The 25,920-nt window shown below is 45.0% G+C and carries 31 protein-coding genes and 1 riboswitch; of the genes, 10 read left to right on the forward strand and 21 right to left on the reverse strand.

The window, feature by feature from the left end; translation table 11 throughout:
* Positions 1 to 123: 123 nt before the first annotated feature.
* Positions 124 to 366: a TIGR03905 family TSCPD domain-containing protein gene (locus DWZ38_RS18785; protein ID WP_021925966.1), complete on the forward strand. Its 243-nt coding sequence runs from the start codon at positions 124 to 126 to the stop codon at positions 364 to 366.
* A 98-nt stretch (positions 367 to 464) separates the two neighbouring features.
* On the opposite strand, the gene DWZ38_RS18790 is transcribed toward DWZ38_RS18785, so the two are convergent.
* Positions 465 to 2,081 carry an MBL fold metallo-hydrolase gene (locus tag DWZ38_RS18790; protein ID WP_021925965.1) on the reverse strand — a complete coding sequence of 539 codons (1,617 nt, stop codon included), beginning with the start codon at positions 2,079 to 2,081 and terminating at the stop codon, positions 465 to 467.
* A gap of 48 nt (positions 2,082 to 2,129) precedes the next feature.
* The gene (locus DWZ38_RS18795; protein WP_021925964.1) at positions 2,130 to 2,660 is read right to left on the reverse strand and encodes a hypothetical protein; all 531 of its coding nucleotides are present in this window, start codon (positions 2,658 to 2,660) and stop codon (positions 2,130 to 2,132) included.
* A gap of 89 nt (positions 2,661 to 2,749) precedes the next feature.
* On the opposite strand from DWZ38_RS18795, the gene DWZ38_RS18800 reads away from it, so the two are divergent.
* Positions 2,750 to 3,814, forward strand: coding sequence for an undecaprenyldiphospho-muramoylpentapeptide beta-N-acetylglucosaminyltransferase (locus DWZ38_RS18800; protein WP_021925963.1), 1,065 nt, complete (start codon positions 2,750 to 2,752; stop codon positions 3,812 to 3,814).
* Between the two features lie 51 nt (positions 3,815 to 3,865).
* Here DWZ38_RS18800 and DWZ38_RS18805 read toward each other — a convergent pair whose 3' ends face one another.
* Both DWZ38_RS18805 and DWZ38_RS18810 read right to left on the reverse strand, forming a co-directional pair.
* On the reverse strand, positions 3,866 to 4,393 hold the full coding sequence (locus tag DWZ38_RS18805; RefSeq protein WP_021925962.1) for a sigma-70 family RNA polymerase sigma factor: 528 nt from the start codon (positions 4,391 to 4,393) through the stop codon (positions 3,866 to 3,868).
* A gap of 19 nt (positions 4,394 to 4,412) precedes the next feature.
* Positions 4,413 to 4,817 carry an HIT family protein gene (locus DWZ38_RS18810; protein ID WP_021925961.1) on the reverse strand — a complete coding sequence of 135 codons (405 nt, stop codon included), beginning with the start codon at positions 4,815 to 4,817 and terminating at the stop codon, positions 4,413 to 4,415.
* Positions 4,818 to 4,989: 172 nt separating this feature from the next.
* Here DWZ38_RS18810 and DWZ38_RS18815 point away from each other — a divergent pair, with 172 nt between their 5' ends.
* Positions 4,990 to 5,673, forward strand: coding sequence for a HAMP domain-containing sensor histidine kinase (locus DWZ38_RS18815; RefSeq protein WP_021925960.1), 684 nt, complete (start codon positions 4,990 to 4,992; stop codon positions 5,671 to 5,673).
* On the opposite strand, the gene DWZ38_RS18820 is transcribed toward DWZ38_RS18815, so the two are convergent.
* From DWZ38_RS18820 to DWZ38_RS18875, 12 genes are all read right to left on the reverse strand, one after another.
* A complete protein-coding gene (locus DWZ38_RS18820) occupies positions 5,640 to 6,242 on the reverse strand; it encodes a rhomboid family intramembrane serine protease (protein ID WP_021925959.1) in 603 nt (200 codons plus the stop codon). The two genes, DWZ38_RS18815 and DWZ38_RS18820, sit on opposite strands and share 34 nt — an antisense overlap.
* Before the next feature lie 159 nt (positions 6,243 to 6,401).
* Positions 6,402 to 7,883, reverse strand: a complete 1,482-nt coding sequence (locus DWZ38_RS18825) for a DUF6382 domain-containing protein (RefSeq protein WP_117854580.1) — start codon at positions 7,881 to 7,883, stop codon at positions 6,402 to 6,404.
* Between the two features lie 6 nt (positions 7,884 to 7,889).
* Positions 7,890 to 8,318, reverse strand: a complete 429-nt coding sequence (locus DWZ38_RS18830) for a TadE family protein (RefSeq protein ID WP_021925956.1) — start codon at positions 8,316 to 8,318, stop codon at positions 7,890 to 7,892.
* On the reverse strand, positions 8,315 to 8,725 hold the full coding sequence (locus DWZ38_RS18835; protein ID WP_173766523.1) for a prepilin peptidase: 411 nt from the start codon (positions 8,723 to 8,725) through the stop codon (positions 8,315 to 8,317). The genes DWZ38_RS18830 and DWZ38_RS18835 overlap by 4 nt, the downstream gene beginning before the upstream one ends.
* Positions 8,726 to 8,777: 52 nt before the next feature.
* Positions 8,778 to 9,569, reverse strand: coding sequence for a hypothetical protein (locus DWZ38_RS18840; RefSeq protein WP_021925954.1), 792 nt, complete (start codon positions 9,567 to 9,569; stop codon positions 8,778 to 8,780).
* Positions 9,570 to 9,621: 52 nt separating this feature from the next.
* Positions 9,622 to 11,124, reverse strand: coding sequence for a DUF5702 domain-containing protein (locus tag DWZ38_RS18845; RefSeq protein ID WP_021925953.1), 1,503 nt, complete (start codon positions 11,122 to 11,124; stop codon positions 9,622 to 9,624).
* A gap of 45 nt (positions 11,125 to 11,169) precedes the next feature.
* The gene (locus DWZ38_RS18850; RefSeq protein ID WP_021925952.1) at positions 11,170 to 11,349 is read right to left on the reverse strand and encodes a Flp1 family type IVb pilin; all 180 of its coding nucleotides are present in this window, start codon (positions 11,347 to 11,349) and stop codon (positions 11,170 to 11,172) included.
* 80 nt (positions 11,350 to 11,429) lie between these two features.
* A complete protein-coding gene (locus DWZ38_RS18855) occupies positions 11,430 to 12,374 on the reverse strand; it encodes a type II secretion system F family protein (RefSeq protein WP_243000381.1) in 945 nt (314 codons plus the stop codon).
* A gap of 75 nt (positions 12,375 to 12,449) precedes the next feature.
* Positions 12,450 to 13,202 carry a type II secretion system F family protein gene (locus tag DWZ38_RS18860; protein ID WP_021925950.1) on the reverse strand — a complete coding sequence of 251 codons (753 nt, stop codon included), beginning with the start codon at positions 13,200 to 13,202 and terminating at the stop codon, positions 12,450 to 12,452.
* Complete coding sequence (locus DWZ38_RS18865; RefSeq protein ID WP_021925949.1) at positions 13,199 to 14,392, reverse strand: ATPase, T2SS/T4P/T4SS family; 1,194 nt, start codon at positions 14,390 to 14,392, stop codon at positions 13,199 to 13,201. Before DWZ38_RS18865 ends, DWZ38_RS18860 begins: the two co-directional genes overlap by 4 nt.
* Positions 14,389 to 15,402, reverse strand: coding sequence for a hypothetical protein (locus tag DWZ38_RS18870; protein WP_021925948.1), 1,014 nt, complete (start codon positions 15,400 to 15,402; stop codon positions 14,389 to 14,391). The genes DWZ38_RS18865 and DWZ38_RS18870 overlap by 4 nt, the downstream gene beginning before the upstream one ends.
* A complete protein-coding gene (locus tag DWZ38_RS18875; protein ID WP_021925947.1) occupies positions 15,399 to 15,908 on the reverse strand; it encodes a prepilin peptidase in 510 nt (169 codons plus the stop codon). Before DWZ38_RS18875 ends, DWZ38_RS18870 begins: the two co-directional genes overlap by 4 nt.
* Before the next feature lie 269 nt (positions 15,909 to 16,177).
* Here DWZ38_RS18875 and DWZ38_RS18880 point away from each other — a divergent pair, with 269 nt between their 5' ends.
* Together DWZ38_RS18880 and DWZ38_RS18885 are read left to right on the forward strand one after the other, a co-directional pair.
* Positions 16,178 to 16,798, forward strand: coding sequence for a GDSL-type esterase/lipase family protein (locus tag DWZ38_RS18880; RefSeq protein WP_117854585.1), 621 nt, complete (start codon positions 16,178 to 16,180; stop codon positions 16,796 to 16,798).
* A 35-nt stretch (positions 16,799 to 16,833) separates the two neighbouring features.
* Positions 16,834 to 17,595, forward strand: coding sequence for a GNAT family N-acetyltransferase (locus DWZ38_RS18885; RefSeq protein ID WP_117854588.1), 762 nt, complete (start codon positions 16,834 to 16,836; stop codon positions 17,593 to 17,595).
* 193 nt (positions 17,596 to 17,788) lie between these two features.
* Here the strand turns inward: DWZ38_RS18885 and DWZ38_RS18890 are convergent, their stop codons facing one another.
* Positions 17,789 to 18,349: a folate family ECF transporter S component gene (locus DWZ38_RS18890; protein WP_021925944.1), complete on the reverse strand. Its 561-nt coding sequence runs from the start codon at positions 18,347 to 18,349 to the stop codon at positions 17,789 to 17,791.
* Positions 18,350 to 18,435: 86 nt separating this feature from the next.
* A riboswitch (THF riboswitch) is annotated at positions 18,436 to 18,536 on the reverse strand.
* Positions 18,537 to 18,724: 188 nt separating this feature from the next.
* Between DWZ38_RS18890 and DWZ38_RS18895 the strand changes: the two genes are divergently transcribed.
* Together DWZ38_RS18895 and DWZ38_RS18900 are read left to right on the forward strand one after the other, a co-directional pair.
* Positions 18,725 to 18,946: a hypothetical protein gene (locus DWZ38_RS18895; protein WP_021925943.1), complete on the forward strand. Its 222-nt coding sequence runs from the start codon at positions 18,725 to 18,727 to the stop codon at positions 18,944 to 18,946.
* Positions 18,946 to 20,091, forward strand: a complete 1,146-nt coding sequence (locus DWZ38_RS18900; RefSeq protein ID WP_021925942.1) for a hypothetical protein — start codon at positions 18,946 to 18,948, stop codon at positions 20,089 to 20,091. The genes DWZ38_RS18895 and DWZ38_RS18900 overlap by 1 nt, the downstream gene beginning before the upstream one ends.
* On the opposite strand, the gene DWZ38_RS18905 is transcribed toward DWZ38_RS18900, so the two are convergent.
* Positions 20,072 to 20,947 (reverse strand): amidohydrolase family protein, encoded by an 876-nt coding sequence (locus DWZ38_RS18905; RefSeq protein WP_021925941.1) that lies wholly within the window; start codon positions 20,945 to 20,947, stop codon positions 20,072 to 20,074. The two genes, DWZ38_RS18900 and DWZ38_RS18905, sit on opposite strands and share 20 nt — an antisense overlap.
* 24 nt (positions 20,948 to 20,971) lie before the next feature.
* A complete protein-coding gene (locus DWZ38_RS18910; protein ID WP_021925940.1) occupies positions 20,972 to 22,123 on the reverse strand; it encodes an alanyl-tRNA editing protein in 1,152 nt (383 codons plus the stop codon).
* Between the two features lie 238 nt (positions 22,124 to 22,361).
* Between DWZ38_RS18910 and DWZ38_RS18915 the strand changes: the two genes are divergently transcribed.
* The 3 genes from DWZ38_RS18915 to DWZ38_RS18925 are packed head-to-tail and all read left to right on the forward strand — an operon-like array spanning position 22,362 to position 23,919.
* The gene (locus DWZ38_RS18915; RefSeq protein ID WP_243000388.1) at positions 22,362 to 22,808 is read left to right on the forward strand and encodes a sigma-70 family RNA polymerase sigma factor; all 447 of its coding nucleotides are present in this window, start codon (positions 22,362 to 22,364) and stop codon (positions 22,806 to 22,808) included.
* A complete protein-coding gene (locus DWZ38_RS18920; protein ID WP_021925939.1) occupies positions 22,809 to 23,306 on the forward strand; it encodes an anti-sigma factor in 498 nt (165 codons plus the stop codon).
* Between the two features lies 1 nt (position 23,307).
* On the forward strand, positions 23,308 to 23,919 hold the full coding sequence (locus DWZ38_RS18925) for a hypothetical protein (protein WP_021925938.1): 612 nt from the start codon (positions 23,308 to 23,310) through the stop codon (positions 23,917 to 23,919).
* Between the two features lie 19 nt (positions 23,920 to 23,938).
* Here the strand turns inward: DWZ38_RS18925 and DWZ38_RS18930 are convergent, their stop codons facing one another.
* Together DWZ38_RS18930 and DWZ38_RS18935 are read right to left on the reverse strand one after the other, a co-directional pair.
* Entirely contained in the window at positions 23,939 to 24,934 is a 996-nt protein-coding gene (locus DWZ38_RS18930; protein ID WP_243000382.1) for a biotin--[acetyl-CoA-carboxylase] ligase, read from the reverse strand.
* Complete coding sequence (locus tag DWZ38_RS18935; RefSeq protein WP_117854593.1) at positions 24,924 to 25,913, reverse strand: WYL domain-containing protein; 990 nt, start codon at positions 25,911 to 25,913, stop codon at positions 24,924 to 24,926. The genes DWZ38_RS18930 and DWZ38_RS18935 overlap by 11 nt, the downstream gene beginning before the upstream one ends.
* Between the last annotated feature and the right edge of the window lie 7 nt (positions 25,914 to 25,920).

The raw sequence follows: 25,920 nt of genomic DNA on the forward strand, positions 1-25,920 counted from the left end.
CTTCCCCTTATATCCAACTTAAATTTAGAATGGAAACTTATATTATGTTCTGCTATAATAATAGCTGGATCAGAAACTGATCCGATCCTGTTATTTTATAAAAAACAATTGGAGGAAAAATCAATGGAATATAAGACAAAAGGTGTTTGCTCTATGGCAATCCAGTATGATCTTGATGATGAACAGAAGGTTCACAATGTGAAATTTATCGGTGGCTGCTCTGGAAACACTCAGGGTGTAGCAAAGCTTGTAGAAGGCATGCCGGCTAAGGAAGTTATCGCACGTCTGGAGGGAATCCAGTGCGGCCGCAGACCAACTTCATGTCCAGACCAGCTTGCAACAGCTTTAAAAGAGGCACTTTCTTAATTTAAGTTTTGTATTTTTTGCCCCGGGATTTCCCCGGGGCATTTTTACATTTCATAGATTCGCTGTCTGCATCGGCAGACTCAATTGGCAAATAAAAATCAGATATCCGTTCTGTCCCACTTGTCGCACAGGGATTGAACTTCTCTGGAAAATTTCTCCAGGTCTTTATTAGGGCATCCTTCGTTCTTACGGATAACAGACAACAGACGGTGTCCAAGGGCAAGAAGCTTATTGTATGCCCTTGCAGCTTTAGAAGCCTTCTGAACTGCGGAAGGCTTCTGGATGCGAATTCCCTGCGCCTCGTACAGAAATTCCCCTGTGGCCAGGTCAAATTCCGTTCCGCTAAACGGTGCGTAGGCATCGTATCCCATTTCATCCCGCAGTCTTGCGGAAAATACTTCTGTTACACTGTCTTCTCCATGGGTAACAAAGACTTTCTGTGGTTTTTCTTCGAATGCCTTGATCCAGTCAATTAAACCATTTACATCAGCATGACCGCTGATTCCAGGCATCCGGCAGATCTTCGCCGCCACATGAACCGGCTCACCGAACAGCTTGATCTCCGTTGCCCCTTCGATCAGTGCACGTCCTGCTGTTCCCTCTGCCTGATATCCTACAAACAGAATGGTGCTGTCTTCCCTCCACAGATTGTGTTTCAAATGATGCTTAATTCTGCCCGCATCACACATTCCGCTGGCGGATATAATTACCTTGCAGTCCTCATCAAAGTTGATTGCCCTGGAATCTTCACTGGTAACAGAAATTTTCAGTCCCGGAAAGCTGATGGGATTGATTCCTTTATTGATCAGTTCCATGGCTTCTTCATCGAAGCAGTCATACTTATGCATTCCAAAAATATTGGTTGCCTCATTCGCAAGGGGACTGTCAACAAACACCTTAAAGTTTCCATGACCGTGAACCAGGTTCTCTGCTTTGATCTGTCGGATGAAATACAGCATTTCCTGGGTTCTTCCCACTGCGAAGGACGGAATCACAACATTTCCGCCTCTGTCAAAAGTCTCCTGGATAATGTCGGCAAGAAGCCTTACATAATCAGGCCGCTCTCCGTGGCTTCTGTCCCCATATGTGGACTCCATCACCACATAATCCGCTTTTTTGAAATAAACCGGATCTTTTATCAAAGGCTGATTTTTATTTCCAATGTCTCCGGAAAATACAATGGTCTTTTCCACTCCATCTTCCTGAATATTCACTTCGATGCTGCTGGAACCAAGAAGATGACCTGCGTCAATAAATTTTACCCGCAGTCCCTCTCCAAGAATGATTCCCTTGTCATAAGGACAGCCTACAAAGTTTCGGATCACGCCCATGGCGTCTTCCATGGTATAAGCCGGAACAAACTCCGGTTTCCCCTGGCGCTTCGCCTTACGGTTGCGCCATTCAGCCTCAAACATCTGGATATGGGCACTGTCACGGAGCATAATGTCGCAAAGATTGCAGGTTGCTTCAGTGGCATAGATTGGTCCCTTAAATCCTTTTGCGTAAATTGCAGGAAGATTGCCGGAATGGTCCATATGCGCATGCGTCAGAAGAACAAAATCCAAATCTCCCGGCGGCACAGGAATATCCTTATTCTCGTAGTAATTAGGCCCCTGTTCCATTCCGCAGTCTACCAGAAACTTTTTTCCGGCTGCTTCCAGATAATAGCAGCTTCCGGTAACCTCATGTGTTGCTCCAATAAAAGTGATCTTCATGCAGATTCCCCCTTTTACCCAGAACTTTATTTATTTTTCAGCCAGCCTTCACGGCATAGTGTTATGATCTATAATATGCTCAATGGTACTGACAAATTTCGCATTATCCGCCTGGCTCGCCATACTTCCTGCAAGAAGACCGATTGCTGCAAGAAGGATAAAGCCAGACGCTTTTGCAAGCTTGTACCATGACTTCGGTTTCTCAATTTCAATGGGATGTATCATATTCGAAAGCTCATTGACAAAATTGTTCTCTTCCTGAACAGGATCCTGATCATCCCAGGAATCATCCACAGTTCTGCCAATCTCCTCTAATTCTCTTTCCCATTTATCCATTCCCCGGGATCCGGGAAATTTCACAATTTCTGCTGTCTGTGTATCCTGGCTGTTTTCTTTTTGCAGGCCTTCTTTTTTTACGCGCTGCATAAACCTTTCATAAGCCTTATCAATTTCTTCATCAGAGACTGAAGGCTCATCTGCATGGTCTCCCAGAAGGCTTTTCTCTATCATCTTAGCCTCTCGGAACAGCTCATCTTCCAACAGCTTGTCTACTTCCTCATCCTTTATTTCTTTACTCATTATTTTCTCCCAGATTTTTTTCTTTTCTTGACAATTCCACTGCAAGGGTTCATATTTATTAAATAAAAAATGCTATTCAGGAGGATCCTATGAAACATATTATCCTTACCGGCGGTGGTACTGCCGGACATGTCACCCCGAATATTGCCCTGATTCCTGCTTTAAAGGAAAAAGGTTATGAAATCTCTTACATCGGCTCCTACGATGGTATCGAAAAGAAACTGATCGAGGAGCTTGGAATTCCTTATTACGGAATTGCTTCCGGTAAATTAAGACGCTACTTTGACTGGAAAAACTTTTCAGACCCATTCCGTGTTCTGAAAGGTTATTTTCAGGCAAAAAAACTTATGAAAAAACTGAAACCTGATGTGGTTTTCTCAAAGGGCGGATTCGTTACCGTCCCAGTAGTAATCGCAGCCGGAAAGCGTCACATTCCAGCGATTATTCATGAATCCGACATGACCCCGGGTCTTGCAAACAAGCTGTGTCTTTCTTCAGCTTCAAAAATCTGCTGCAACTTCCCGGAAACAGTAAACAGTCTTCCCAAAGATAAGGCAGTCCTTACCGGAACGCCTATCCGCCAGGAGCTTCTTCACGGAGACAAGGAACGCGCCCGCGCATACTGCGGCTTCACTTCCGAGAAGCCGGTTCTGCTTGTAATCGGCGGCAGTCTCGGTGCTGCTTCTGTAAATGAAAATGTACGGAAAATTCTTCCTGAACTTCTGAAAGAATTCCAGGTTATTCATATTTGTGGTAAGGGAAAAATGGATGAAAGTATCCAAATGACAGGTTATGTGCAGTACGAATATGTACAGGAACAGCTTCCTGACATGTTTGCACTGGCAGATGTAGTGATCTCCCGTGCAGGAGCTAACGCAATCTGTGAACTTGCCGCACTTTCAAAACCAAATCTCCTGATTCCGTTATCTGCAAAGGCAAGCCGCGGTGACCAGATTCTCAATGCCCGTTCCTTCGAACGCCAGGGCTACAGCATGGTTCTTGAAGAAGAGGAAATTACGGAATCCACTCTGATGGAAGCAATCCACAGGCTCTATCTGGATCGTGACAAATATATTTCGGCTATGTCCGCAGGTAAAAATCTGAATTCCATTCAGCATATTGTTGAGTTAATTGAAGAATGTACCCGTTCCTGATTGTTACTGCATACCTCTGCGATCCTGCAGAGGTATGCTTTTTCAGTCAAATTATTCTTTGTCCAGTCTTGCAAGCTCTTCCAAAAGCCATTTCTTGGCTCTGAGGACTCTGTTGTTAACATTGTTTCTTGTATATCCAAACTCCCGTGCAACTTCATCAGTGGAAATGTCAAGCATGACCACCCTCATAAAAATTTCATAATTCACTGGATTCTTCTGATGGAGATTCTCAAATGCCATGGTGATATACTGTGCCTTCTCCATACCGAGCAATGCTGCTTCTGCGCTTTCCACACTTTTATATTGCAGTTCAGACACTTCATTATCAAACATTACTTCCCGCTTCACATAAGATTTTCTGAGATAATCTCTGCCTTTATTGGTTGTTTCCGTGACTACCAGCGAATACAGCTTTCTTTCGCTGGACATATCAAGTCTGTCTTTGATTCTGTAAAAATATAAAAATACTTCCTGTGTAACATCCTCCGCTGTAAAATGACTCTGTACAATTCTGCTTGCAAGTTTAACTGAGACATCATAGTAACGCCTATAAAAAGCTCTGAATTCTTCACTATTCATCTCTCGTACCTTGTCCTGATCAGCAGTTCATTTTTTCCAGAATCTCATTCTTCATTTCGTCAGTTAATGTTCCTGGCTCCCAGGCAATTCCAACCTTGTCGCCCTTATATCTTGGAATCAGATGCATGTGAAAATGAAAGACAGTCTGTCCTGCCTGCTCACCATTGTTCTGAACAATGTTAAAGCCGTCGCAGCCCAGTGCATCTGTCATCTTCGTAGCCATTTTCTTTGCCAGAACCATTGCCTTGGCAGCCATTTCATCTGAAATTTCATAGATGTTGGCAGCATGTGCCTTGGGCAGGATCAGTGCATGTCCCTTGCTTGCCGGGCCCAGATCCAGAATTACTCTGAAATCTTCATCCTCGTATAAGGTTGCTGCTGGAATTTCTCCGTTTGCGATTTTACAAAAAATACAATTTTCCATAGTCTTTTCCTCCCAAAAAAGATATATAAATAATACGTTTGTGAATAGCTAAAATCACATTTTTTATTAAAAAATTTTATAGTTTTTCGTTGTCGAGTATTGTCGATTTTTTCAGTACGATTTTGTTTGTCATTTTTTCACACTGATGTTACACTTCCCATGAGGTGATCTTATGCAGAACAATACATTAAAGGAACCAGATGAATCCCGTCTGCTTCTTTCCAGATTTTCTCATGAAATCCGCAATCCCATTTCCCTGATCAACAGTGAGCTTCAGATGATCGAGGAAACACATCCAGAGGTTGCATCCTACCGTTACTGGAATGATATTATGGATAATCTGGAATACACAAAAATACTTTTAAACAATCTTTCTGAGTATAATAATGCTGACAGGCTTATGCCCCGCAAAACAGATTTCCACAGGTATCTTTCCTCGCTTATTTCCAGCATCCGTCCCACATGTGAGTATCTGGGAATTGCACTGGATGTTCAGATTCCGGATACACTGCCTGCCATTTTCATTGATCAGGTAAAATTGAAGCAGGCCCTTCTGAATCTGCTGCGAAATGCTTCCGAAGCCGTTTCACTTCCTGGTGGAAAAATATCCTTCCATGTGGTCTTGCAGGAAGGCTATATTCACATTTCCATAAAGGACAATGGATGCGGCATAGCAGGAAATCAGCTAGACCAGATCTTCCAGCCGTTTGTAACCTTTAAGGAAAATGGAACCGGGCTTGGTCTGGCAATCACCAGGCAGATCATACAGGCACATGGCGGAAGCATTCAGGTAGAAAGCACTCCCGGCCAGGGAAGTGAATTTCATATTCTTCTGCCGGAAACTTTTCCCGGATGATATAGAAGAGCTGCCAGTATAAATCCGCAGACCAGTCCGCCTACATGTGCTGCATTATCCACGCCCGTACTTGTAAAGCCAAAATACAGGGAAAATCCTGCCATAATCATCATCTGACGTACAGAAATGTCCTGAATGCGTCCGCGGCTTCGGATCACTACATAGAGCATTGCTCCCATCACCGCAAACACTGCGCCGGATGCGCCGGCTGATACTGCGTATTCAGCCTTTTTGGTCTCCATCAGGAGAGAGAAAATATTGCCGCCAAGACCGCCCAGCAGGTAAACCAGGATAAATTTCACTTTTCCCAACACCGGCTCCAGGCGCTGGCCAAGTACAAACAGAACCAGCATATTATTGGCAATGTGATAGATTCCAAAGTGAAGAAACATGCAGGTAAATAATCTGTATGTCTCGCCCTCTTCCAGAATCAGCGGCGGATATGCCGCTCCGCATGCGATCATATGTACAGTATTCTCACTGCCTCCTGTAAAATCTACAATCACAAATATCAGTATATTCAGAAGTATAAAAAGAACCGTCACAGGTTCTTTTTTTATTTCCTCCAAGCAATCACCCCGATGAAAATTTTTCAGTTTATCATAGCATAAGAACTTGCATTATTACTTTCTGATAATAACGTAAGTATAGCACAATTTCTCTGATACCTCAATATTTTTATGGCAGGTTATCCTGGACAAAATGCAGGAAATGTAAGGTTTCTTCATTTATTTCAGAAATACATATCTTGCCTGGGCAAAGTCTACCTCGTCCTGATCCTGAAGGCAGTATTCTTCGGAACTCTTTATCATTTTTCCGTTTACAGAGGTTCCGTTCCGTGAATTCAGATCCGTAAGATAATATTCTCCATCCCGTTTTCGGATTTTTGCATGAATTCGGCTTACTGTGGGAAGGTCTATGACTGCATCTGCTGCCGTTTCCATCTTTCCGATCACAGTCAGCTCTTCCTGCAGATAAATAGTTGCAAGCTCCCCTGGTTCCCGGCTGACTAAAGTTGCCGGGCCAGTGACAATGTTCGCGGACAAAACTACAGTTTCTCCAAAATTGGTTTTCTGGCTTTTGGAAGTACAGCTGCTGTTTTCTGTGTAGATTTCTTCCTGTTTCTTTCCAGTTTTTTCCTCAGTCCTTTCAGTTCCATATGTTTCATCTTCAGATATTTCCATATGCTTCAGGGACTGTTTTCCACACTTTCTGCTTTCCTTTGGCATTGGGGTTTCCTGATTTTCGGATATTTTTTGACCTTTTTTCTTCAACAGCGACAAAATCCAGACATACAGCATACCAATGCCCATAGCCACTATCACACATCCAAGCACGGCTGTCACAGAAATTCTGGGCAGATATCCCAGTGTTTCCGCAATAATCACCAGCAATGCCACGGCCGCAACCGAAAGACACCAGATAAAGATTCCTTTCTCCTGGGATTTTCCGGACTTTCTGCTTTCTTTGGCAGGTTCCTCCTGCCACATAACCTCTTCCGGATTTATATTTATTTCTTCTTGCTCCGTCTTCCCGTTTGGTCTGGCTGAAAAGTCAGTACCGGGGTGCGCAGCAGCAACATCCATAAAGCCCGTGTCTGTTCCCTCTTTGTCCGTCTTTTGCCGGGAAGCTGCATTTATGGCCGAGTCTGTTTTGGCAGTCTCAGAACGTTCCTGGTATAATTCCTGTTTAATGTGTTCCAGATGAAAGCTGTCCTCCAGCGCTCTTCTGTATATTCCGTATCCCAGCATTACAGCCCTGGAATCCTCATGATCAAGCAGCGGAAGAATATATTCTGTCAGCTCCTGAAATTCCTGCCGCACATCCTGGTCGTAACCCGGCAAATAACAGAAATACAGCTGTCTTTTCTCCACATCCACATACATATATTCCGGCTTTAGCAACAGCCTGGACGGATTCAGCAAATACTCCGCCATCTCCTCCATGACCTGCACAAAACCGCCAAGGATCATCTGAAGGTCCTCATATCCAATCTTCTTTTCCTCATATAACGAAAGTACAGACTGTTTCGAAGTAATGTCGAAGCAGACCATAAACTGTCCGTCCACGCCCTGCACCCTGCACTTTAAAACGGACGGAATGGTATTTCCCACCAGCATTCTCATCTGATAGGAGGAAGTGTCTGGCTCTTCTTCCTCGTACAGCACCAGATAATTCCCACTCAGGTCTCTTTTATATTCCGCTTTCATTTTTGCTTATTCCCCCTTTATACTTTCTGATGCACTTTTCACTTTGCGAATCCAGGACACAGGATCTATCACTTTCACAGCTTCCTGAACCTTCAGATGACTGCGAAATCCTCCATAAACGGAAAACGTATCCAAATCATACGTGACCTGTACCTTTTTGCCCTCCTCCGCCTGCACCTTCAGATTTTCACTCCCAAAAAAGCCTGTATTCCCAAGCTCATTTCCTTTTTTCAGCGCCGCTTCCCGGCTGTTTCCGTCTGGAACTGCTGCTTCCATACTTCCTGAAAGAGCAGCCTCGTATGCAGCAGCTGTAAGCCACGCCCTGTTATGTACATAAAAAAACAAATATAGCACCGTCATAATTACCAGCAGGATCACAGGCATTAAAAGTGCCGTTTCTATTGCCATGCTTCCCTTTCTCAACTGCTTTTTCAATAAATCAGTCCTCCTATATATCCAAGCAAAAGAAACGGAACAAAGGGAATCTCGGTCTTTCTTCCAGTGCGCGGCAATATGAGCAGAATGATTCCCCACACACTGCAGCACAAAAGCCCCATCATAAATACACCCAGCAGTTCTCCAAAGGTGAGCACGGTTCCAAGAGCTGCCAGAACCAGTCCGTCTCCCATTCCCACTGCTCCTTTTGAAACTACACTCAGCGCGATCAGTGCAGTGCCAAATCCTACGGCCCCAATCCACTCCCAGAATATAGTTCCGTGCCAGAGCGCATTTATGATTCCAATCACAGCAAATATTCCGGTTGCAAGCAGAGAAACCTCCCTTTTTCGGATATCCTTCCAGCTGTTTATTCCCAGAAACGCAAGCACAAAAATCTGTTCCACTTTCATCCCCTCCATGTTTTTCGTTTCTTTCACAAACATGCAGCACAGTACCTTATCCGCATCTTTTGCAGACAGACAGGTTCGCTGCTTTTGACTCTTTTACCAGACGCACCGTTCTTTTCAGTCCGCTGCAGGTTCTGTCATTGTGAAAACGGTTCCCGGATTTGGTAATGTAAACATAGCTTCCCGGCTTCTGGCCTTTGCTGCAGCTTTCGCAGGCATAATATTTCTCTCCGGAATCATTTCTCTTAGAGGAAACCTCTGACCCTGAAATCCGGGAAACCGACAGCTTCAAATGACTGCAGTCCAGGCTCTTGTGGTATACCGTTCCGGAAGCTGTCACATAGACCATTTTCTCCGGGCTTTCGTTTGGATCACTGGTCTCCTCCCAGCTGGCTCCTGTCCACGCATGGACTTTTACGGAATTGTAATTCCATTTGGCTGGGAGCGGTATGATTCCTGCCACAGGCTTATAGGAATAGACATCCGGAAGCGTAATCTCTTCTGTTCCTCCGCTTACTGCATAGGCGTACATTCCTGCATCCTTGGCATTCTGGCACAGCTTGCTCAGATGCTCTGTCTGAAGCTTGTATAAATCCATAAAAGAAATCATAGTTACCATTGTCAGGAAAAACAGAGGCAGTACCATTGCCGCCTCTACAGTAAGACTGGCTTTCTTTAGCTTTGTACTTAAGTTTTTCAAAAAGGCGCACAAAGACGCTTTGCCGAAAGGGTTCCGCACCAAAGCCGGGGATGCTTTTGCGAAATGGTTTCCCAGAGAACTATTCCTTCTTGTTCTTCGCTCTTTCAGAGTCTGTATATCTTTTTGCATAATCTCATCCAATATTCCCATCTCCTTTTCGGAAAAGCATCTCTCTGCGCCTTTTTCTTTATTTTTAAATATAGTGGTATGCTCTCGTAACCGTAAACGTTTTCCGCTTATTTGCTTTTACATCAGCAGACACTTCCATTGCTGTAATGCAGTGATCCAGCTGAAACCAGTTCCAGTTCTTCGCTTCCTGAACAGAAGTTTCCACCATATCCATGCCGCCATCTATTTTCTTTGCCTTGGAACAGGAAAACAGAAAAACCTGCAGGTAATCTTCGTACGATACTCCTGTCTCATCCGTCCTTCTTATGGTGTCCAGGCTGTCGAACAATGCAGGAAGATTCTGCAGGGACAGCTGCCAGTTTACAGCATTTTTTACAAGAGGGACTTTTCCTCCGTCAAAAAGCTCCCGGACATCCAATATACTTTCCGCAAAAGCCCAGCATAAGATCAGTGCACTTTTGATCACGCCAGCTGCCGGAGGAATAAGAAAACTGGCTGCTATAGCCGCTGCGACAGATGTCACCTGTGCCACTTTCACAGGGTCCGCCATAAGGCCTGCCACATTGATTCCTTCTCTCACACGCAAAAGCTTGTTCGCAACTGCTTTTAAATTGGCTTCATCATTGTCCTTTCCGGCAATTATATATTCGATCTGATAATCCAGGTCACCATTTCCCGGATTTATAAAATTCCCCAGCTTTTCCATCAGGTATTGCTGGTACAGCGCCTGGGACGTAATCGAGCAGTCTGCTTTGACTGAGTCTTCCATAGCAAATCCAGCTTCCAGGTTTCGCCCGGAAACCAGCTTCTCCTTGTCTGCCTTCTTATCTGAAATTGCCTTCCATGGAGATATTACCAGATCAAGGATCCCCATTTTCCGAATGCGGCGGATTGCAGGAATTGGATTATCAACCGGCTCAGGCTCATATCTTTCACCAGTACCAGAGGACGAAGTTCCATCCGAAAAGCCGCTTGAATCCACTGTACCCTGTTCATTATTCGTCATTTCGTCAAGCTTCGCCTGGCTTTTCTCCTGGGCCGAATTCATTTCAGATTCATAGCTTTCAATTGTCCCTTTGTCTTCCAGTTCATTTCCTTTCTTCTCCGCTTCGGTTGTTTTTCTTTCCGTATTCCGGATCTTGTTTAAAAGAAGAGCTGCCCCGTGGCTTCCGAGAGTTTCTTTCATATACTGAACCGCTTGCTGGTAAAAGACCTCACCATCTGCATCTGTCATCAGAAGATAACCGGATATACCGCCCTGCTGCACTGACAATTTCTGACTATTCTGATCCATCACAGGCTCCATATAAGATTCCAGATTATCATACACAGCTGCCAGATTCATTTCCTTTCCCCCGTAAGCCCCATCAACAGCAAACAGGTCATAGTCCTTTAAAAGGTACTTGTTGTATTGTCCAAACAAAGAATATAGTCCAACATCCATACCGTTTAATATTTGTGTTCTTGCCGCTGCCATTCTTACTGACTCGAGTCCTGAGCTCAGTAAAGACAAAATAAGGCCAAGCGTTAGTGCCAGAAAAACTGTAATACTTCCTCTCTTTACCATGGAGCACCTCTCCTTTTTTACTTCATTTTGTTACTGCGGGTTGCTTTAAATCGAGTTGCTTTGTTTGGTGATCTTTGACAGAATATTTTCTACAAGACTGGTAAGCTGGTCTTTAAAGATCATGACCAGACCAATAAGAACTACAAGAATCAGAATAATCTCAACCACACCTACAGCATCTTCCTCCTGCAAAAAATCTTTCGCAAATTCCCGAAGCTTTCTCATCCCTTCACCTCCCTCTGCCTGTAAAATTTCTTTGGGACTGCTTCGGATAAAGTCCGGTGCTTAAGTCCCTCAGATCGGATTTATCCATAAAAGGACAGACAGGCCGGAAGCATGATAATTGCCATTACCACACCAAGCATCAGAACCATGGGGAGCAGAAGCTTTGTTGTCGCTGCTTCTCCAAGAACTTTCGCCTTTCTTTTCCTGTCATCCCAGGCTTCCACAGATTCCTTTTCCAGCATTTCTCCCATCTGGCGGCTGCCTTTCTGGAGATTCTGGATCAGAAGCGTTGCAAAGGTTTTATACTTTACGTGTCCGCAGCGTTCTCCAAAGCGTCTGTAGGCTTCCATTTCGGAAATCCCGCTTTCCATTTCATTGCATGCGGTCACAAGCTCCTCGTACGCTGCTCTTTTTTCATTTTTGCGTTTATAATCTACCGTCATTTTGCGGAATGCATTTCTGACTGTCATACCTGCCTGTACCAGCAGGGTAAATTTCATGATCAGTCCTGGATAATCCATCATCAGTTCCTCATATCTTTTTGCCCTTGCACTCTGCTCTTCCCTGGCAGTCATGACAATGATAGCAAAAGCTGCCGCCATAGTCATAGCTGCAAGAAGATTTCCGGTATTATCGTAAGGAGTTTTCCATTCCAGATTTTTGCCATTCCAGCTGGACGGCAGGTAATAGTAATCTGGATCTGACTTCTGGCTGTTGTATTTCGCAATAAAATCCAGAAGCTTTTTTTCCAGTTTTTCTTCCTCTGTCAGCACTTCCTGCTGCTGGGAATCTTCCTCTTCCATTTCTTTTTCTGGGATTTGAACGTAGATACTGCCTGTTTCTTCTCCTTCCATGGATACCATGAATTTCTCTTCATAAGAATTTTCCTCCTTTTTCAGTTCATAACCATCCTGATAAATTTCTCCGCCGCCTTTGGTACAGGTCATGGCAAGTCCCATTATATTTCCAGTCAATGCAACTGCCAAAAACAGCTTTCTTCCCTTTTGTGTTCCGATTTGTTCCACATGCAGCCATCCAAGCCTGCTTCCTGCCGCAAGGAGAAATAATATAACAAAAATGACAATATGGAGCCACATCCGCTACACCTCGATTTCCACAATTCTCTTGCCCATCCAATACGCAGTTCCATATACAGCCAGGCAAACAGACATGGCGCCAATGCCAAAGGGATTGCCGTAAAGCATATCCAGAAATCCCGGAGATGCCAGCTGAAGATAAAGAATAATTCCTGCCGGCATAAGGCTCATGATCATCTGCTCGGATTTTTTTGCTGCCAGAGTGGATTCGATTTCTTTTTTCACATCAATCTTATCTCCCAGCATACGGGCTACCTTTTGAATGACATTTCCAAGATCACCGCCGCTTCTTTTGGCTGTGTACAAAATAGAAGCAAAATTCTCAATGTCCTCTACCCTGCATCTTTTTCCAAGGTCCAGGAACAGGTCTTCCACCGGAACGCTTACCTTCTGCTGATTTTCTATGTATCGGAATTCGCGCACAATGTCCGCATTTTTCTCATATAACTGCTCCAGATCCCGAACACATGCAGAAACCGCATTTTCTACCGAATAGCCTGCCTGCACTGCCACGCTCATAGAATTTAAGGCATCCCGGAACTGGTAATTCAACCGGCGCTTTCTCTCCCGGATCAGCTGTTTCTTTTTCCATTTCAGATAAAGGACTGGAAGAGGAACTGCCAGAAGCAGCATCCATATATTTTTATAAAACAGATAATCCACCACTAGGCAAAGAATAACACACTCAGACACATATCTGATGATTTCCTTTACCGAATACTGATACTTTTCATAATCCGTGTTTTTACCGTTCATAGTTTCACCCCCGCACGTTCCAGTTTTTCCCGGTGCATCAAAGGCTCCATCTTTACAAGACCTTTTTCTTCCTGCCACTGATATAAGGGCTGGATCTTGATCTCGCCATCTTCATAGCCGCACACCTCCGAGATTTCCAGAAGCTTTCGGGAGCGGTCCCGCATACGTCCCAAATGAATCAAAATGTCCACCCCTGATGCAATCTGCCTGCGCACTGCCTGTAAGGGAAGATCCAGTTCCGCCATCAAAGTCATGATTTCCAGTCTTGCCAGCATATCCCTGCTGCTGTTTGCATGAGCCGTTCCAAGGCTTCCCTCATGTCCGGTGTTTAGCGCCTGCAGCATGTCCATAGCTTCTCCGCCTCTGACCTCTCCAACAATGATCCGGTCCGGACGCATTCGCAGTGCAGAGCGGATCAGATCCCGGATGCTGACAGCCGGTGCACCGTTGACGGTGGCTGCTCTTGCCTCAAGGCGGACCAGATTTGCAATTCCCTGGATTTTCAGTTCTGCATTGTCCTCAATGGTGATAATCCGTTCATCCCTGGGAATATATTCAGACAGTGCACCGAGGAAGGTGGTCTTGCCGCTTCCGGTACCGCCGCCAATCACAATCGAGTAACGGGCCTTTACCAGCTTCTCCAGAAATTCGGCGCATTCAGGTGTCACGCTTCCCAACTCGATCAGCTTCTCCATGGTGATGGGCTTGTCTGGAAAACGACGTATGGTGAGTATAGGACCGTTTAATGCTACCGGATAAATAACCACATTGACACGCGCTCCGGTCTCCAGCCTTGCATCCACAATGGGACTGGATTCATTGACAATACGGTTGCATTTGCCTACGATCTGCTGGATCACATCCTCCAGTTTTTCCTGGTCCGTAAAAGACTTCGGCCATTTGGTAAGCCTGCCTTTTCGCTCCACAAAAATGGAATCCGGACCATTAACCATGATTTCCGTCACAGTCTCATCCTCGATCAGTTCCTGCAGTACATCTAGCTTCCGCACAGAATAGAAAAGTTCCTGGCGAAGCTGAACCTTCTCCTTCAGGCTTACGCCCGATTCCCGCAGACTGTCCAGAATCAGTTCGTCAATGGTCTCCAGGATTTCCTGATCGGTAAGTTCCTGGCAAACATCCAGTTTTTCCATCAGCATCTGTCTCAGTTTTCGAAATGTTTCCTGACTCATTCTCTTTCCTTTCTCAGAATCTCCCTGACATAATCTCCAAGTTCACTCCACAGAAGTCCCTCAATATAATTCTCCGGAGCTGCATTACCCCCGTGAAAGGGCAGATGCATCTTTGTAGTTCTGGCGAGAATCTGAGGATAATCCCAGATTCTCACCAGGTTCTCAAACTGGGAAATCTTGGATACGGATACCGGATCAGTCAGAACCGGCATATAAATTCTTTTACACATATCCAGCATTTGAAAAATACCGTCAATGGCTCCGCCTATATCCAGAATCACCACCTCATAGCTGCTGTGGCTGACAATTTCCTTTATCAGATTTTCCCAGTCTTCCCACTCCGTTCCCCGTATGTCCTCCGGCGTGCGCACAGGCGGTATGTAATCCAGATTATTCACTGTCTGTATCATTCCGTTCATTTTATAGATCAGATTGCCGTTCTCCTGCCGCACGAAATAAAGAAGATCGCTCAGGTTCTGGGAAAAGCCTTTTCCCATCAGCTCCTCAAAGCCTGCGTATTCTTCAAGGTTCAGGTACAAAACCGCCTTCTCCTTCGCCAGGATCTGTCCCAGTGTCAGCGCAAATGAAGTCTTGAGACAGCGCCCCACCGGGGAATAGATCCCATATATCACCGTAGTCTTCTTCAATACCGGAAAAGCAACTGGCGTCACTGCTTTCTCTGCTCCGTAGCATGCCATTACTTCCCTTACCACATCTGATGATGCCTGATACTTGTATACACTTGGATATCGGTCCAGTTCTGGCGGGTGCACTCCCTCCGAAAGTATAACAATCTTACCAATTTCCAACTCCTGCACCTGACGGCACATTGCCTTCTGGGAAATCAGCAGCAACTCAATATGAATGTTTTTCCCGTAGGCGATCAGACTCTCCACTGTGGTAAATGCCTGAATCTCAAATGGTATGTTTTTCTTCTGATTGAGATAATCCATAAAGTTCAGGGCATAGTCTACTTCAAGGTCACAGACTGCAAAAATGTTCTTTTTCAATAGACACCTCCTGCATAAAGCAATGCACTTAGAAATATGGGAACTGTAAAGTGAAAATTCTCCAGCGGCATGCCGCTTTTACCATAGGGTTTTCTTTTTCCTGTTTTGAAAAAATCGCTGACATAGCAGAATAAATATTGGATTCTCTGGCAAAGGATGCCGCCAGAGATCATAAGAGCCGCTGAAATTACAGCGCCGATCAGAAAGGAATACGCAATGCATCTAAGAATTGTCCCCGGTCCCAGTACGCTTCCCATAACACAGAAAAGCTTGATGTCGCCAGCGCCCAGCATTCTGAATAGAAACAGCCAGCCAAGTACCAGAAAGGGGGTGCATGCTCCGAAGCTCCAGGCTATGAACCCGCCCGTTCCTCTCTCCATAAGCTGCACGGTCAGGCTGATAACCAGACAGAACAAAAGCCACGCATTATCTACTTTCGCCCGCTGGATATCCATCACCACCGCACCTCCTGCGGCAATGGCAGGAAAAATCATATAAAAAAGCATAGATGGATTTCTCCCTTCTTTCCTGTCAGTTTTCTTCTCAACTACAGAAGGGTCCTCTTTGGTATTTCCGGTTCGTAATTGTAATCTTTCATCTTCAGTAGAATAGGGAATAGTCGGTCTGATCAGACGACTTTCGATACCAGATGACTTCTGGTGAGTCTTATTATAGGGGCTGGTTTTGTATTTGTCCAGTCCTTTTTTCCAAAATTTTATAAAAAAACTATAAATTCATTTTTAAAAGGAGTATACTGGTTTCGGGAGGTATTATTATGACAATAATGACATGTTTTGGGGATAGTATTACAGACTGCGGTCATTGCTTTTCCCCCGATTTTCTTGGAGATGGATATGTAAAGATGCTGGCAGGACGTTTTCACCGGGAGGGCTATGAGATCCAGATGCGCAACTGCGGAACAGATGGATTTACTGTGCAGAGACTGCTTCAGCGGGTAAAAACAGACAGTACAATTATTGGCAATCTTGCAGCCGTTTTGATTGGAATAAATGATATTGGAATGATGATGAACACAGACCGCACGCCTGCCCAGCAGGAAGAAATGATGGGTTCTTTTCAGGAACATTATCTTGAACTTTTAACAATATTGACAAAATCCAGTTGCAGCGTCATTCTTATGGAACCTTTTGTTTTTTCCTGTCCTGCTTTTTATGAGAACTGGAAGCCTCTTCTTCAGAAAATGAGCCAGATCATCCGAACGCTTTCCATACAGTTCCGCCTTCCGTTTCTTTCTCTGCAAAAGGAGCTGGACGAAGAAGTGCGCAGATATGGATATTCCGCCATCACCACAGACGGAGTTCATCTTACCCGCCAGGGCCAGCAGTTCCTTGCTGACCGTCTTTACAGTTGCATTGCAGAGCACAATTATGTATAATTACCATCATAAATAAAACAAAGAAGGTTTTTTAAATGGATAAAATAATTAAAGAAATCGAAGATATGTCGCTGAATGCATGGCCCTCTCATAAAATGGAACTTTATGACGGATGGATTCTTCGTTTTTCTTATTTTTATACGCATCGTACCAACAGTGTGGAACAGTTCGGCACCTCCACGCTTTCCTGGAGAGAAAAGGTATCTTTCTGTGAGCAGGAATATGCCCGTCTTGGAAGCCCTGCTATTTTCAAGATCAGTCCGCTGGTTTCCCCGGATTTTGATTATGTTCTGGAAAACCGCGGCTATGAGATTCAGCATACCACCAATGTTATGGCAGCTGATCTGGAGCATGCGGATTTGTCCGCTTCCTATGATCTGGTAACGCTTACGGATGACATTCCGGATATCTGGATTGAGAGTCTTTTCGATTTAAAGGGAACCATAAATCCGGTTCACCGGGCAGTGGTTCCTTCTATGTATCATGCAATTGTGAAGGATACTATCTGTGCTTCTATCTGGAATAATGGAAAAATCATTGCCACAGGGCTTGGCATTCTGGACCGTGATTACATTGGCTTATACGCCATTCATGTACGGGAGGATTTCCGCCACAAGGGATATGCACGCCAGATCTGCACTGCACTGCTCAAAGAAGGAAAGAAAAAAGGTGCCACACGTGCCTATCTTCAGGTCGTAGAGGGAAACACTCCTGCGCGCAGCCTTTATGAATCCCTTGGGCTGAATTTTGTCTATACATACTGGTTCCGCGTTCAGACCCAGACTGACCGTGTCTAAACAATCAAGTAATTATGTGATTTTGTTTCAATTTTTTTCAAATACTTAAATCGTAAAAGACTGTGAACCGTGCCGTCAACAGGGCACATCTTCACAGTCTTTTTTGGGGGAATCGTATTTTTATAAAATACTATATTTGATTTTTATTGGGTAATGCTGTTAAGTTATGTATTTATAAATGAATTACTCAGTCTTATACTGTCTTTTTCTGCAGATTGGCTGATCTTACATTTCCTACAACCATGCTGGTCAGCGGGCTGAAATAAAGAAGACTGGTCAGCACGCAGTAAATTGGAGTCATAATTGCAAACTGCACAAGACGTCCCGGCATGATCGCATAAAAATTAGAACCGATCATGACAAGACCTGCAGTGGTAAATCCAAGGGTTCCTACCACACCGGAAATTACGATTCCAGCGCACATGATCACAGTTTTCACCTTGCGGCTCTTCTCAGCCATCAGCTTGCCTGCTGCTCCGGCAACTACGCCCCAGGTGATTGCAGATAAAGTGATCAGAGGATTCACGCCATAGCCTTTCATGAAACATCCGATGATGTCTGCCACGCCGCCTTCTACACCGCCTGCAACAGGCCCCATCCAAAGACCGGCAAGTACAGTTGCGATAGTTCCAAGTGTAATACGGTATACACCAAGGTCAATTACCAGCACACGGGATAAAACCAGCTGGATTGCAACCAGCAGTGCCAGAAATACAAGCGTCTTAACGCTCCATGTCTGTTTGTTTTTACGCATAATAAAAACACCTCCATAATGATTAAAATAACAGAGTAGTTACCATAAATAATAATCCCTCCACATTATGAGATGTTCTCATATGTAGCAACGGGTGCGGAAAATATATCGTAAGCAGCCTACTGCTTTTCGTTTCACGGCGACTCCCCAGCCAGTGAACACTTGACGCATAAATTCCTACTTCGCTATTATTTATTTAAGCCGATTATAGCACAAAATATGGAAATTTCAATACGTTTTTGTTATAATATTCACACTGAATGACGGATTATAGTTTCGCAATTGACAGTGTATTTTGTGTATACTCCTTCGCTTTTGGCATATTCTAAAAGTAATCTCTGTTAAGAGTAAATTTCCAGAAAAAGGAGTCTTTATATGAGCACAAAATATTCTGTCCAATTACAAGAAAGCCAGCAGCCTTCCTGCCATAATCCGTACAATGTTTTTTATGATAATTACCTGAATACCAATGCCACTACAGAATGCACAGGACTGGGCTACCGTATGCCGCACACCCGCGAAGAATGGGATGCCTGCCGACAGGTTTTTGATTTTCTTCCTGTGCCATTTCTGGATTCGGAGGATATGAAACACTAATGAAAAAATTTACCCAGCTACTTGTTTGTTCCTGTGCACTGCTCTCACTATCCGGATGCGTAGTCCGCGATGCCATTACCGACTATGTAGACACTTCACAAAATACGGTCCAGGAAACTTCAGAAGCCCCAGGACAGCGTGTCTATATGGATGAAGTCAAAGGCATCCTTCAGGACTTTACCGGTGCTGCCCTGACTATGAGCAGCCAGGAACAGACCTATATCTTTGATTTATCTGAGGCCACGCTTGAGTGTGAAGACGGCATGATCACCGGAGATGAGATCAGCGTGATCTATGAGGGACAGCTTTCCAGCGAAGATACCAGCACAGTGAAAGCCCTAAAGGTCGTCGATGACTTCCACAAGAAAAATCAGCTGGAAGTACGCAAGGCTTATGGAGAAGTACAGGGACTGACACCGAATACCATCACCATAAAAGATGAACAAGGAAAGACAGCCACCTATCCAATAACCGGAACTGAACAGTATTATCAGGGCGGTATTCGGCAAGGTGCGTGGGTCTATATCAATTTTAAAGGAGAATTTTCATCCGGGTCTGATGGGGATGCGTCCCTGAATGCCAGCCATCTGAAGGTATTAAGTGTCTCCGACATTGACCCTCTGACTTTGCCGGATCCTACACCAACCCTGGAGCCAACTCAGGAGGCTTCCACAGATGTTCCCCAGGAGCAGCAGCTTCATGCAACTGTCCAGAATATTTCTTCCAATATCCTGACTGTATCTCCTCCTGGTTCTGACAGTTCCCTAAATATAGATTTGTCGCAGATCCCCTCTTACTTCAAAGGAGGTACTGCACCTGGCTCCTACGTGTCCATCACGTACCAGGGACAATATCAGGAAAATACCCTGGATGGCGTCACCGTCACTGCTGTCACAGGAGATGATCCGGATTCTTTCAGAAGCCGAGGTCTTACCTATACAGTCAACGGTACCATTATAGGGCATACCTCCAATACCGTAACCATTCAGACCGGGGACGGTGCAACGATCACCTGCTTTACAGAAGGAGCATCGGACACATCTACCAGCGGTCTTGCTGCCGGCGCCAACATCCTCATTACCTTTGATCCAACGAAATCAAAACAATCCAATATCTACACATCCATCAAGATTCAGGACGCTTAAAGGTGTCCTGAATTCTTTTTTCTCCGTCTCGCAGCCAGTCTTTCATTTGTTCCGTCTCTCCCAGAATTTCGCAAAACGCACGGTATTCTTCAAGAAGTCCGGTTCCATGAGGCACCATATAAGCGCCGGCATCACTTCCAAGTGCTGTTTTTACTTTATATTGATATGCCAGCTGCAGATTCTCTTCCGCAAGACTCACAATGGGCTGCAGGACCTGATCTTCATATCGTCCGCAGTTTCGAAGATTGCGTATAGTTACAAGGGTTGGTACCCATACTGTATTACTGTCTGCAAGCATTCGTATAGTTTCTTCGTCAATATAATTGCCATGCTCCACAGAATCCACACCTGCCTCTACAGCAGCCTGTACTCCATAAACTCCATTGGTATGACTCATTACTGCCATGCCTTCCCCATGCGCAATGTGTACCATCTCATGCACTTCTTCCCTGGAAAGAGGCGTTCCAGTCACCTTTCCATGGTTGTGAAAATCCAGAAGTCCGGTGGTCATGATTTTAATAAAATCAGCCCCCTGTTCTTTCGCTTCCCGGACCAGAGCTGCATATTCTTTCATATTATCAAAGCCTTTTCCTACAATGGAACCATAGTGCCCGTTTTTGTGGATGGCAAAAACAGGGGTGCGGTAATCGATTCCGTATTCTTCCGCCAGCATTTTGGCTCTTCTGGAAACACCAACGGCGTCTCCGCCGTCCCGCACAAAGGTGATTCCCTGTTCCTGATAAGCCTTAAAATTTCTTCGGATTGCTTCCTCGTTTACCGCTTCTTTGTGGAGTGAGATTGCTTCCTTGTAGTTTATTCCATCCATAATAATATGAGCATGACATTCTCCAAACATTGTATTCCCCTTTTTTGTCACTTATCATTCTTCGAAAAAAGCACGGATTTCTTTCTCCGATGCCTGGACAGAACCCTGAACGAAAAATGGCTTGCCGCCTCCGCGGCCATTCAGTGCAGCGTTCATATCTTTGGTAAACTGGCGAAGGTCTCCATCTTTCTCACCCATGGCATACTTGTAGCTGCCATCTGCATTTCTGGAAAATACTGCACAGCGGCCCTTGCAAACCTGCAGAACAGCATCCGCAAGCTTCTGGACGCTTCCAGCTTCCATTCCGTTCTCAAACAGCAGCGGATTCTCGCAGTCATTCCATTTAGCAGCTTCATTCACAATAAAATTCTCTTCCAGACTGTGCACTCTTCCCTTCAGGGCAAAATTCTCATCCTGAAGTCTTGCAACTGCCTGCGCAGTCTTATCCATCTTGGCAGAAAGCTTCACGGAAATCTGACGGTTCTGTTCGTTTACCATGTTCAGATAGTCAAGCACCCTTCTGCCGGATATCATTTCCATACGCACACCCTCGCGGAACTTGACCACAGAAAGGAGCTTCACCATTCCAATCTCACCGGTACGAGTTACATGGGTTCCACAGCAGGCGCAGGTATCTGCTCCCGGAAATCTGACAATACGCACCCAGCCGGAAAGCTCTTTCTTGCTTCTGTATTCCAGTTCCTTAAGCTCTTCCTCTGATGGGTAGAAAATTTCTACTTCCTGGTTCTCCCAGATGATCTGGTTGGCTTTGGCTTCAATCTCTGCCATCTGTGCTTCGTCCAGCATTCCGCTGAAATCAATGGTAATCACATCGCTTCCCATATGGAAGCCCACATTATCATATCCAAAAGCTTCGTGTACCAGGCCGCTTACAATGTGCTCACCGGAATGCTGCTGCATAAGGTCAAATCTTCTGGCCCAGTTAATCTGGCCCTGAACTTCCGTTCCTGGTTCCAGAGCACGGTCTGTGTAGTGGATCAGCTCTCCGTTCTTCTCGTGAACGTCTGTGACTGCTGCCTCTCCTAAGGAACCTGTATCGCCTGGCTGTCCGCCGCCTTCCGGATAAAAGGCTGTCTGATCCAGAATTACCTCATATCCTTTCTTGCCCTGGCGGCATTCCAGTACTTTAGCTGTAAATTCTTTTTTGTATACATCTTCATAATATAATTTCTTTGTCTCGTACATGGCGGGTCCTTCTTTCTGTATTTCTAAACAGACTTATTGTCTGTGACGATTATAGTCTATTTCACCATTCCTCGCAATTCTGAAATTTTTATAAATTTTTTCTGAAAAGCTGAAGTACTTTTCTTTTCTGGCGCGTTATAATAAGAGAACGGACAGGAAGGGGGCTGATAGCATTTTACAGGAACAATATCTGGAATATCTGATTGAGCAATATCAGAATTTAATTTATTCCATTTGTCTGAAATCAGTAGGCAACCCCTTTGATGCAGAAGACCTCAGTCAGGAGGTATTCCTGTCCGCCTACAAAAATCTGATTCATTTCGATGGTCAGTATGAAAAAGCATGGCTCAGCAAAATTGCAGTACATAAATGTCTGGATTTCCTGAAAGCTGCCGGACGGCGGCAGGTTCCAACGGAAGACATTTATTTCTCACAGCTTCCGGATTCAGCACCCCAGGCATCACCGGAAGAAGAATGTCTGCTGTCTGATTCGGAACAACAGGTATTCAGAATGTGTGATAGTCTGAAAAGCCCTTACCGTGAAATTGCGATCTCGCATTTCTGCAAACAAATGTCCGTAGCAGAAATTTCGCAAAAGGAAGGAAAGAATCCGAAGACAGTTCAGACACAGCTTTACCGTGCCAAAAGTATGTTAAAAAAATTGTTAGCAGAAAGGAGCGATTAGATGCATATCAATAATAATGACCTTGAAAAATTTCAAAACGATGTTATGAATACAGACGAAATGATCTCATTTCTGGAGCATCTGGATCAATGCGATTACTGCCTTGAGCAGTTGATCGAACATTCTGAACAGGACACTCAGACAGTCGCTCCCGCTTATATGAAAGAAACGATCATGAAACGTGCCACAGCCCCTGATACCCGTGCCAGGAAGGCCGCTGTAGACACCACCCATAAAATGCGGATTTTCTATGAAGGACTTCGAACTGTAGTAGGGGTAGCACTGGCACTGGTTATGCTTCTTAGCCTGGGACAGGCAAATTTCTTCACGCCCCAGGTACCCAAATCGGCAACCGAAGCCACTGCCGCCAGACAGGAAGCCCGAAGTTCTCTGCGCAGCTTCTCCAACAGTCTCACAGACGGACTATGCAGCGGTTCGCAAAAGCTTGCTGAGTATATTAATAATCTTTCTAATACAATCACAAACGGAGGTAACTAACATGCCAAAACAAAAACGCGGATTCTTACTTTTTATCTGCTCCCTGATTCCAGGTGCCGGAGAAATGTACCTGGGCTTCTTCAAACAGGGAATCAGCATTATGACGCTTTTCTGGGCAATCGTTGCAATTGCAGGAGGATTCAGTGCAGAATTTCTGGTTATCTTTCTTCCTGTAATCTGGTTTTACAGCTACTTCCATGTACATAATCTGAAAGAACTTCCGGAAGAAGAATTCTACGCCATCGAAGACAGCTATATCTTCCATCTGGATCAGATCTTCTCCGGCTTCCATAATACTTCTTCAAGACAGCTGAAAGCAGCCTCTGTTCTTCTGATTGTCTTCGGAGCCGCGATCGTCTGGAACGGTGTCAGCGATCTGCTTTACTGGATTCTTCCAGACTTCCTTGGAGGCCTTGTACAAAGTATTATGTATCAGATTCCATCTATTGTCATCGGACTTCTGATCATACTCGCCGGCTATCAGATTCTTACCGGAAAAGTAAGATCTTTCCAGAAGCAGCCAGAGGATACCGCCAATGTCCCTACTGAGAATATTTCCGAAAAGCCAGTTCTTCCACATATAGAAAATACAGAAGATGCAGACAAAGAGTAAAGTTTACCGCCGATGATTTCTAGTTCATCGGCGGTAATTTTATGGAAATTTCTCCAAAAGAAAGCTTATTTCTGGTGCCGTCTGCTTCTTCTACAAGAAGCCTGCCATCCTCACAGATAGACAGCGCTCTGGCACTTCTCCTGTTCTTGTTATCTATAATTGTAATATCGTGTCCCGGAACAATATTATGTGCTGCGTATTCCTGAGACAGCTTCAGATCCTTAGTTTCACTGAGAAGGTGGTTCACAATCTGCGCCACCAGGCGGTTGCGGTCTGCACTTCGGGCGGCCTGCTGATCCGGATAAATACCTCCTGCCACTCCCCGGAGCTCTTCGGAAAGGGTTTCCTGGTTTACATAAAGATTCAGTCCAATTCCCACAATAGCAAACTCAATGCTGCCGCTCTCAAAATCTGTCACGGCCTCTGTGAGGATTCCGCAAACCTTGCGATCATCCTTATAAAGGTCATTCACCCACTTAATTCCAAGTTCAATGCCGCACACTTCCTTCACAGCCTTGTATACGGCTGTCGCTGCCGCAGTGGTGATCAGAAGGCTTCCCTCCAGGGTCTCATCTGGTTCCAGAATCACACTGAGATAAATCCCGCTTCCCTTCGGTGAGTAAAAACCTCTGCCTCTGCGTCCTCTTCCAGCAGTCTGCTCCATAGCTACCACAAAGGAACCATGTCCTGCCAATCCGCTTACTGCAGCCTGTCTGGCTTCCAGATTCGTAGAACTGATCTCATCAAATATTTTAATCTCTACCTTAGGCTGATCAAGAAAAAGACGAATACCCTCCGCTGAGATCAGATTGCTCTCCTTGGCAAGAACATAGCCTTTATTCGGTCCTGCCTCTATGGGGTATCCCTCCTGACGCAGGCTCTTCACAGCCTTCCACACAGCTGCTCTCGTACAGGAAAGCTCTCGTCCAATATCCTCTCCGGACAATGTCTCACCTTTGTGCTGCTCTAATAATTCCAAAAGTCTGGATTTCACCGTCATGCTTTTATCCTTCATAATTCTCCAGGGCTTTCTTCAGAAAGTCCCGGTATTCTTTACGCACATTCTCCGGTGAAAGTAATCTGACGCTGCTGCCAAGTGCTGCAAGCCATCCATAAAACTGGGTGCTCACATTTACCTGCACTCTGGTAACGGAGTACTCGTTGTCCTTGGCCATAACCATAATGTCCTGGCCAAATCTGTCGATCATGACTCCAACAAGATGATTCTCAAATTCCAGGCTGATATTCTCTTCCCGGCCGCCAAACATCCCGAAAGTACCGGCAGCAAATCTGGCGCTGTCAAACCTCTCGAAAAGCTCCTCCCCATTCCTGCTGTCCTTCTCCATGACGATCTTCAGCATTTTGTCAACACGATAATGCTTGACGATTCCGCTCTTCTCATCAATTCCAATGAGGTAGTAATTCTCGTCCTGCCAGATCATCTGCCACGGACTGATCTGATAGCGCGCTCCGCCCTTCTTCAGCTGACGCTCCTTGGATACGGTCCATTCTGTATACTGGAAGCTGATCTGCCTGTTCTGAGAGATGGCTCTGTGGATCTCATCTATGTTGTAGTAGATATTCTCATTTGTATTCTTCACACGGTTCTGTACGATCACCTGCCGCTGCAGATCCTTGGCCTGGTAAATACTGGTAAGACTCTCAAGCTTCTGGATAAGCTGACGGGATTTGCCTGTGGTAAGAAATCTGGAGGACTGGACTGCATCAACAAGCAGTTTCAGCTCTGCAACCTCAAACTCACGGCTGGCAAGATAAAACCCCGACGGTCTTTCCCTGCGATTCATAATATCCATACCGAACACGCGCAGAGTCTCAATATCATCGTATATGGTCTTGCGTTCTGCATGAATTCCGAAATTCTCCAGATAAGCAATCAGGTCCTTCACACTCATGGGATGGGCTTCGTCTGTCTTCTCCGCAAACACCCGCATGAGATATAAAATTTTCAGTTTCTGCTGGAAAGATTTCGGCATGATCCTT

The organism is Ruminococcus sp. AF31-8BH, assembly GCF_003460605.1.
GTDB classification, from domain to species: domain Bacteria; phylum Bacillota; class Clostridia; order Lachnospirales; family Lachnospiraceae; genus Blautia_A; species Blautia_A acetigignens.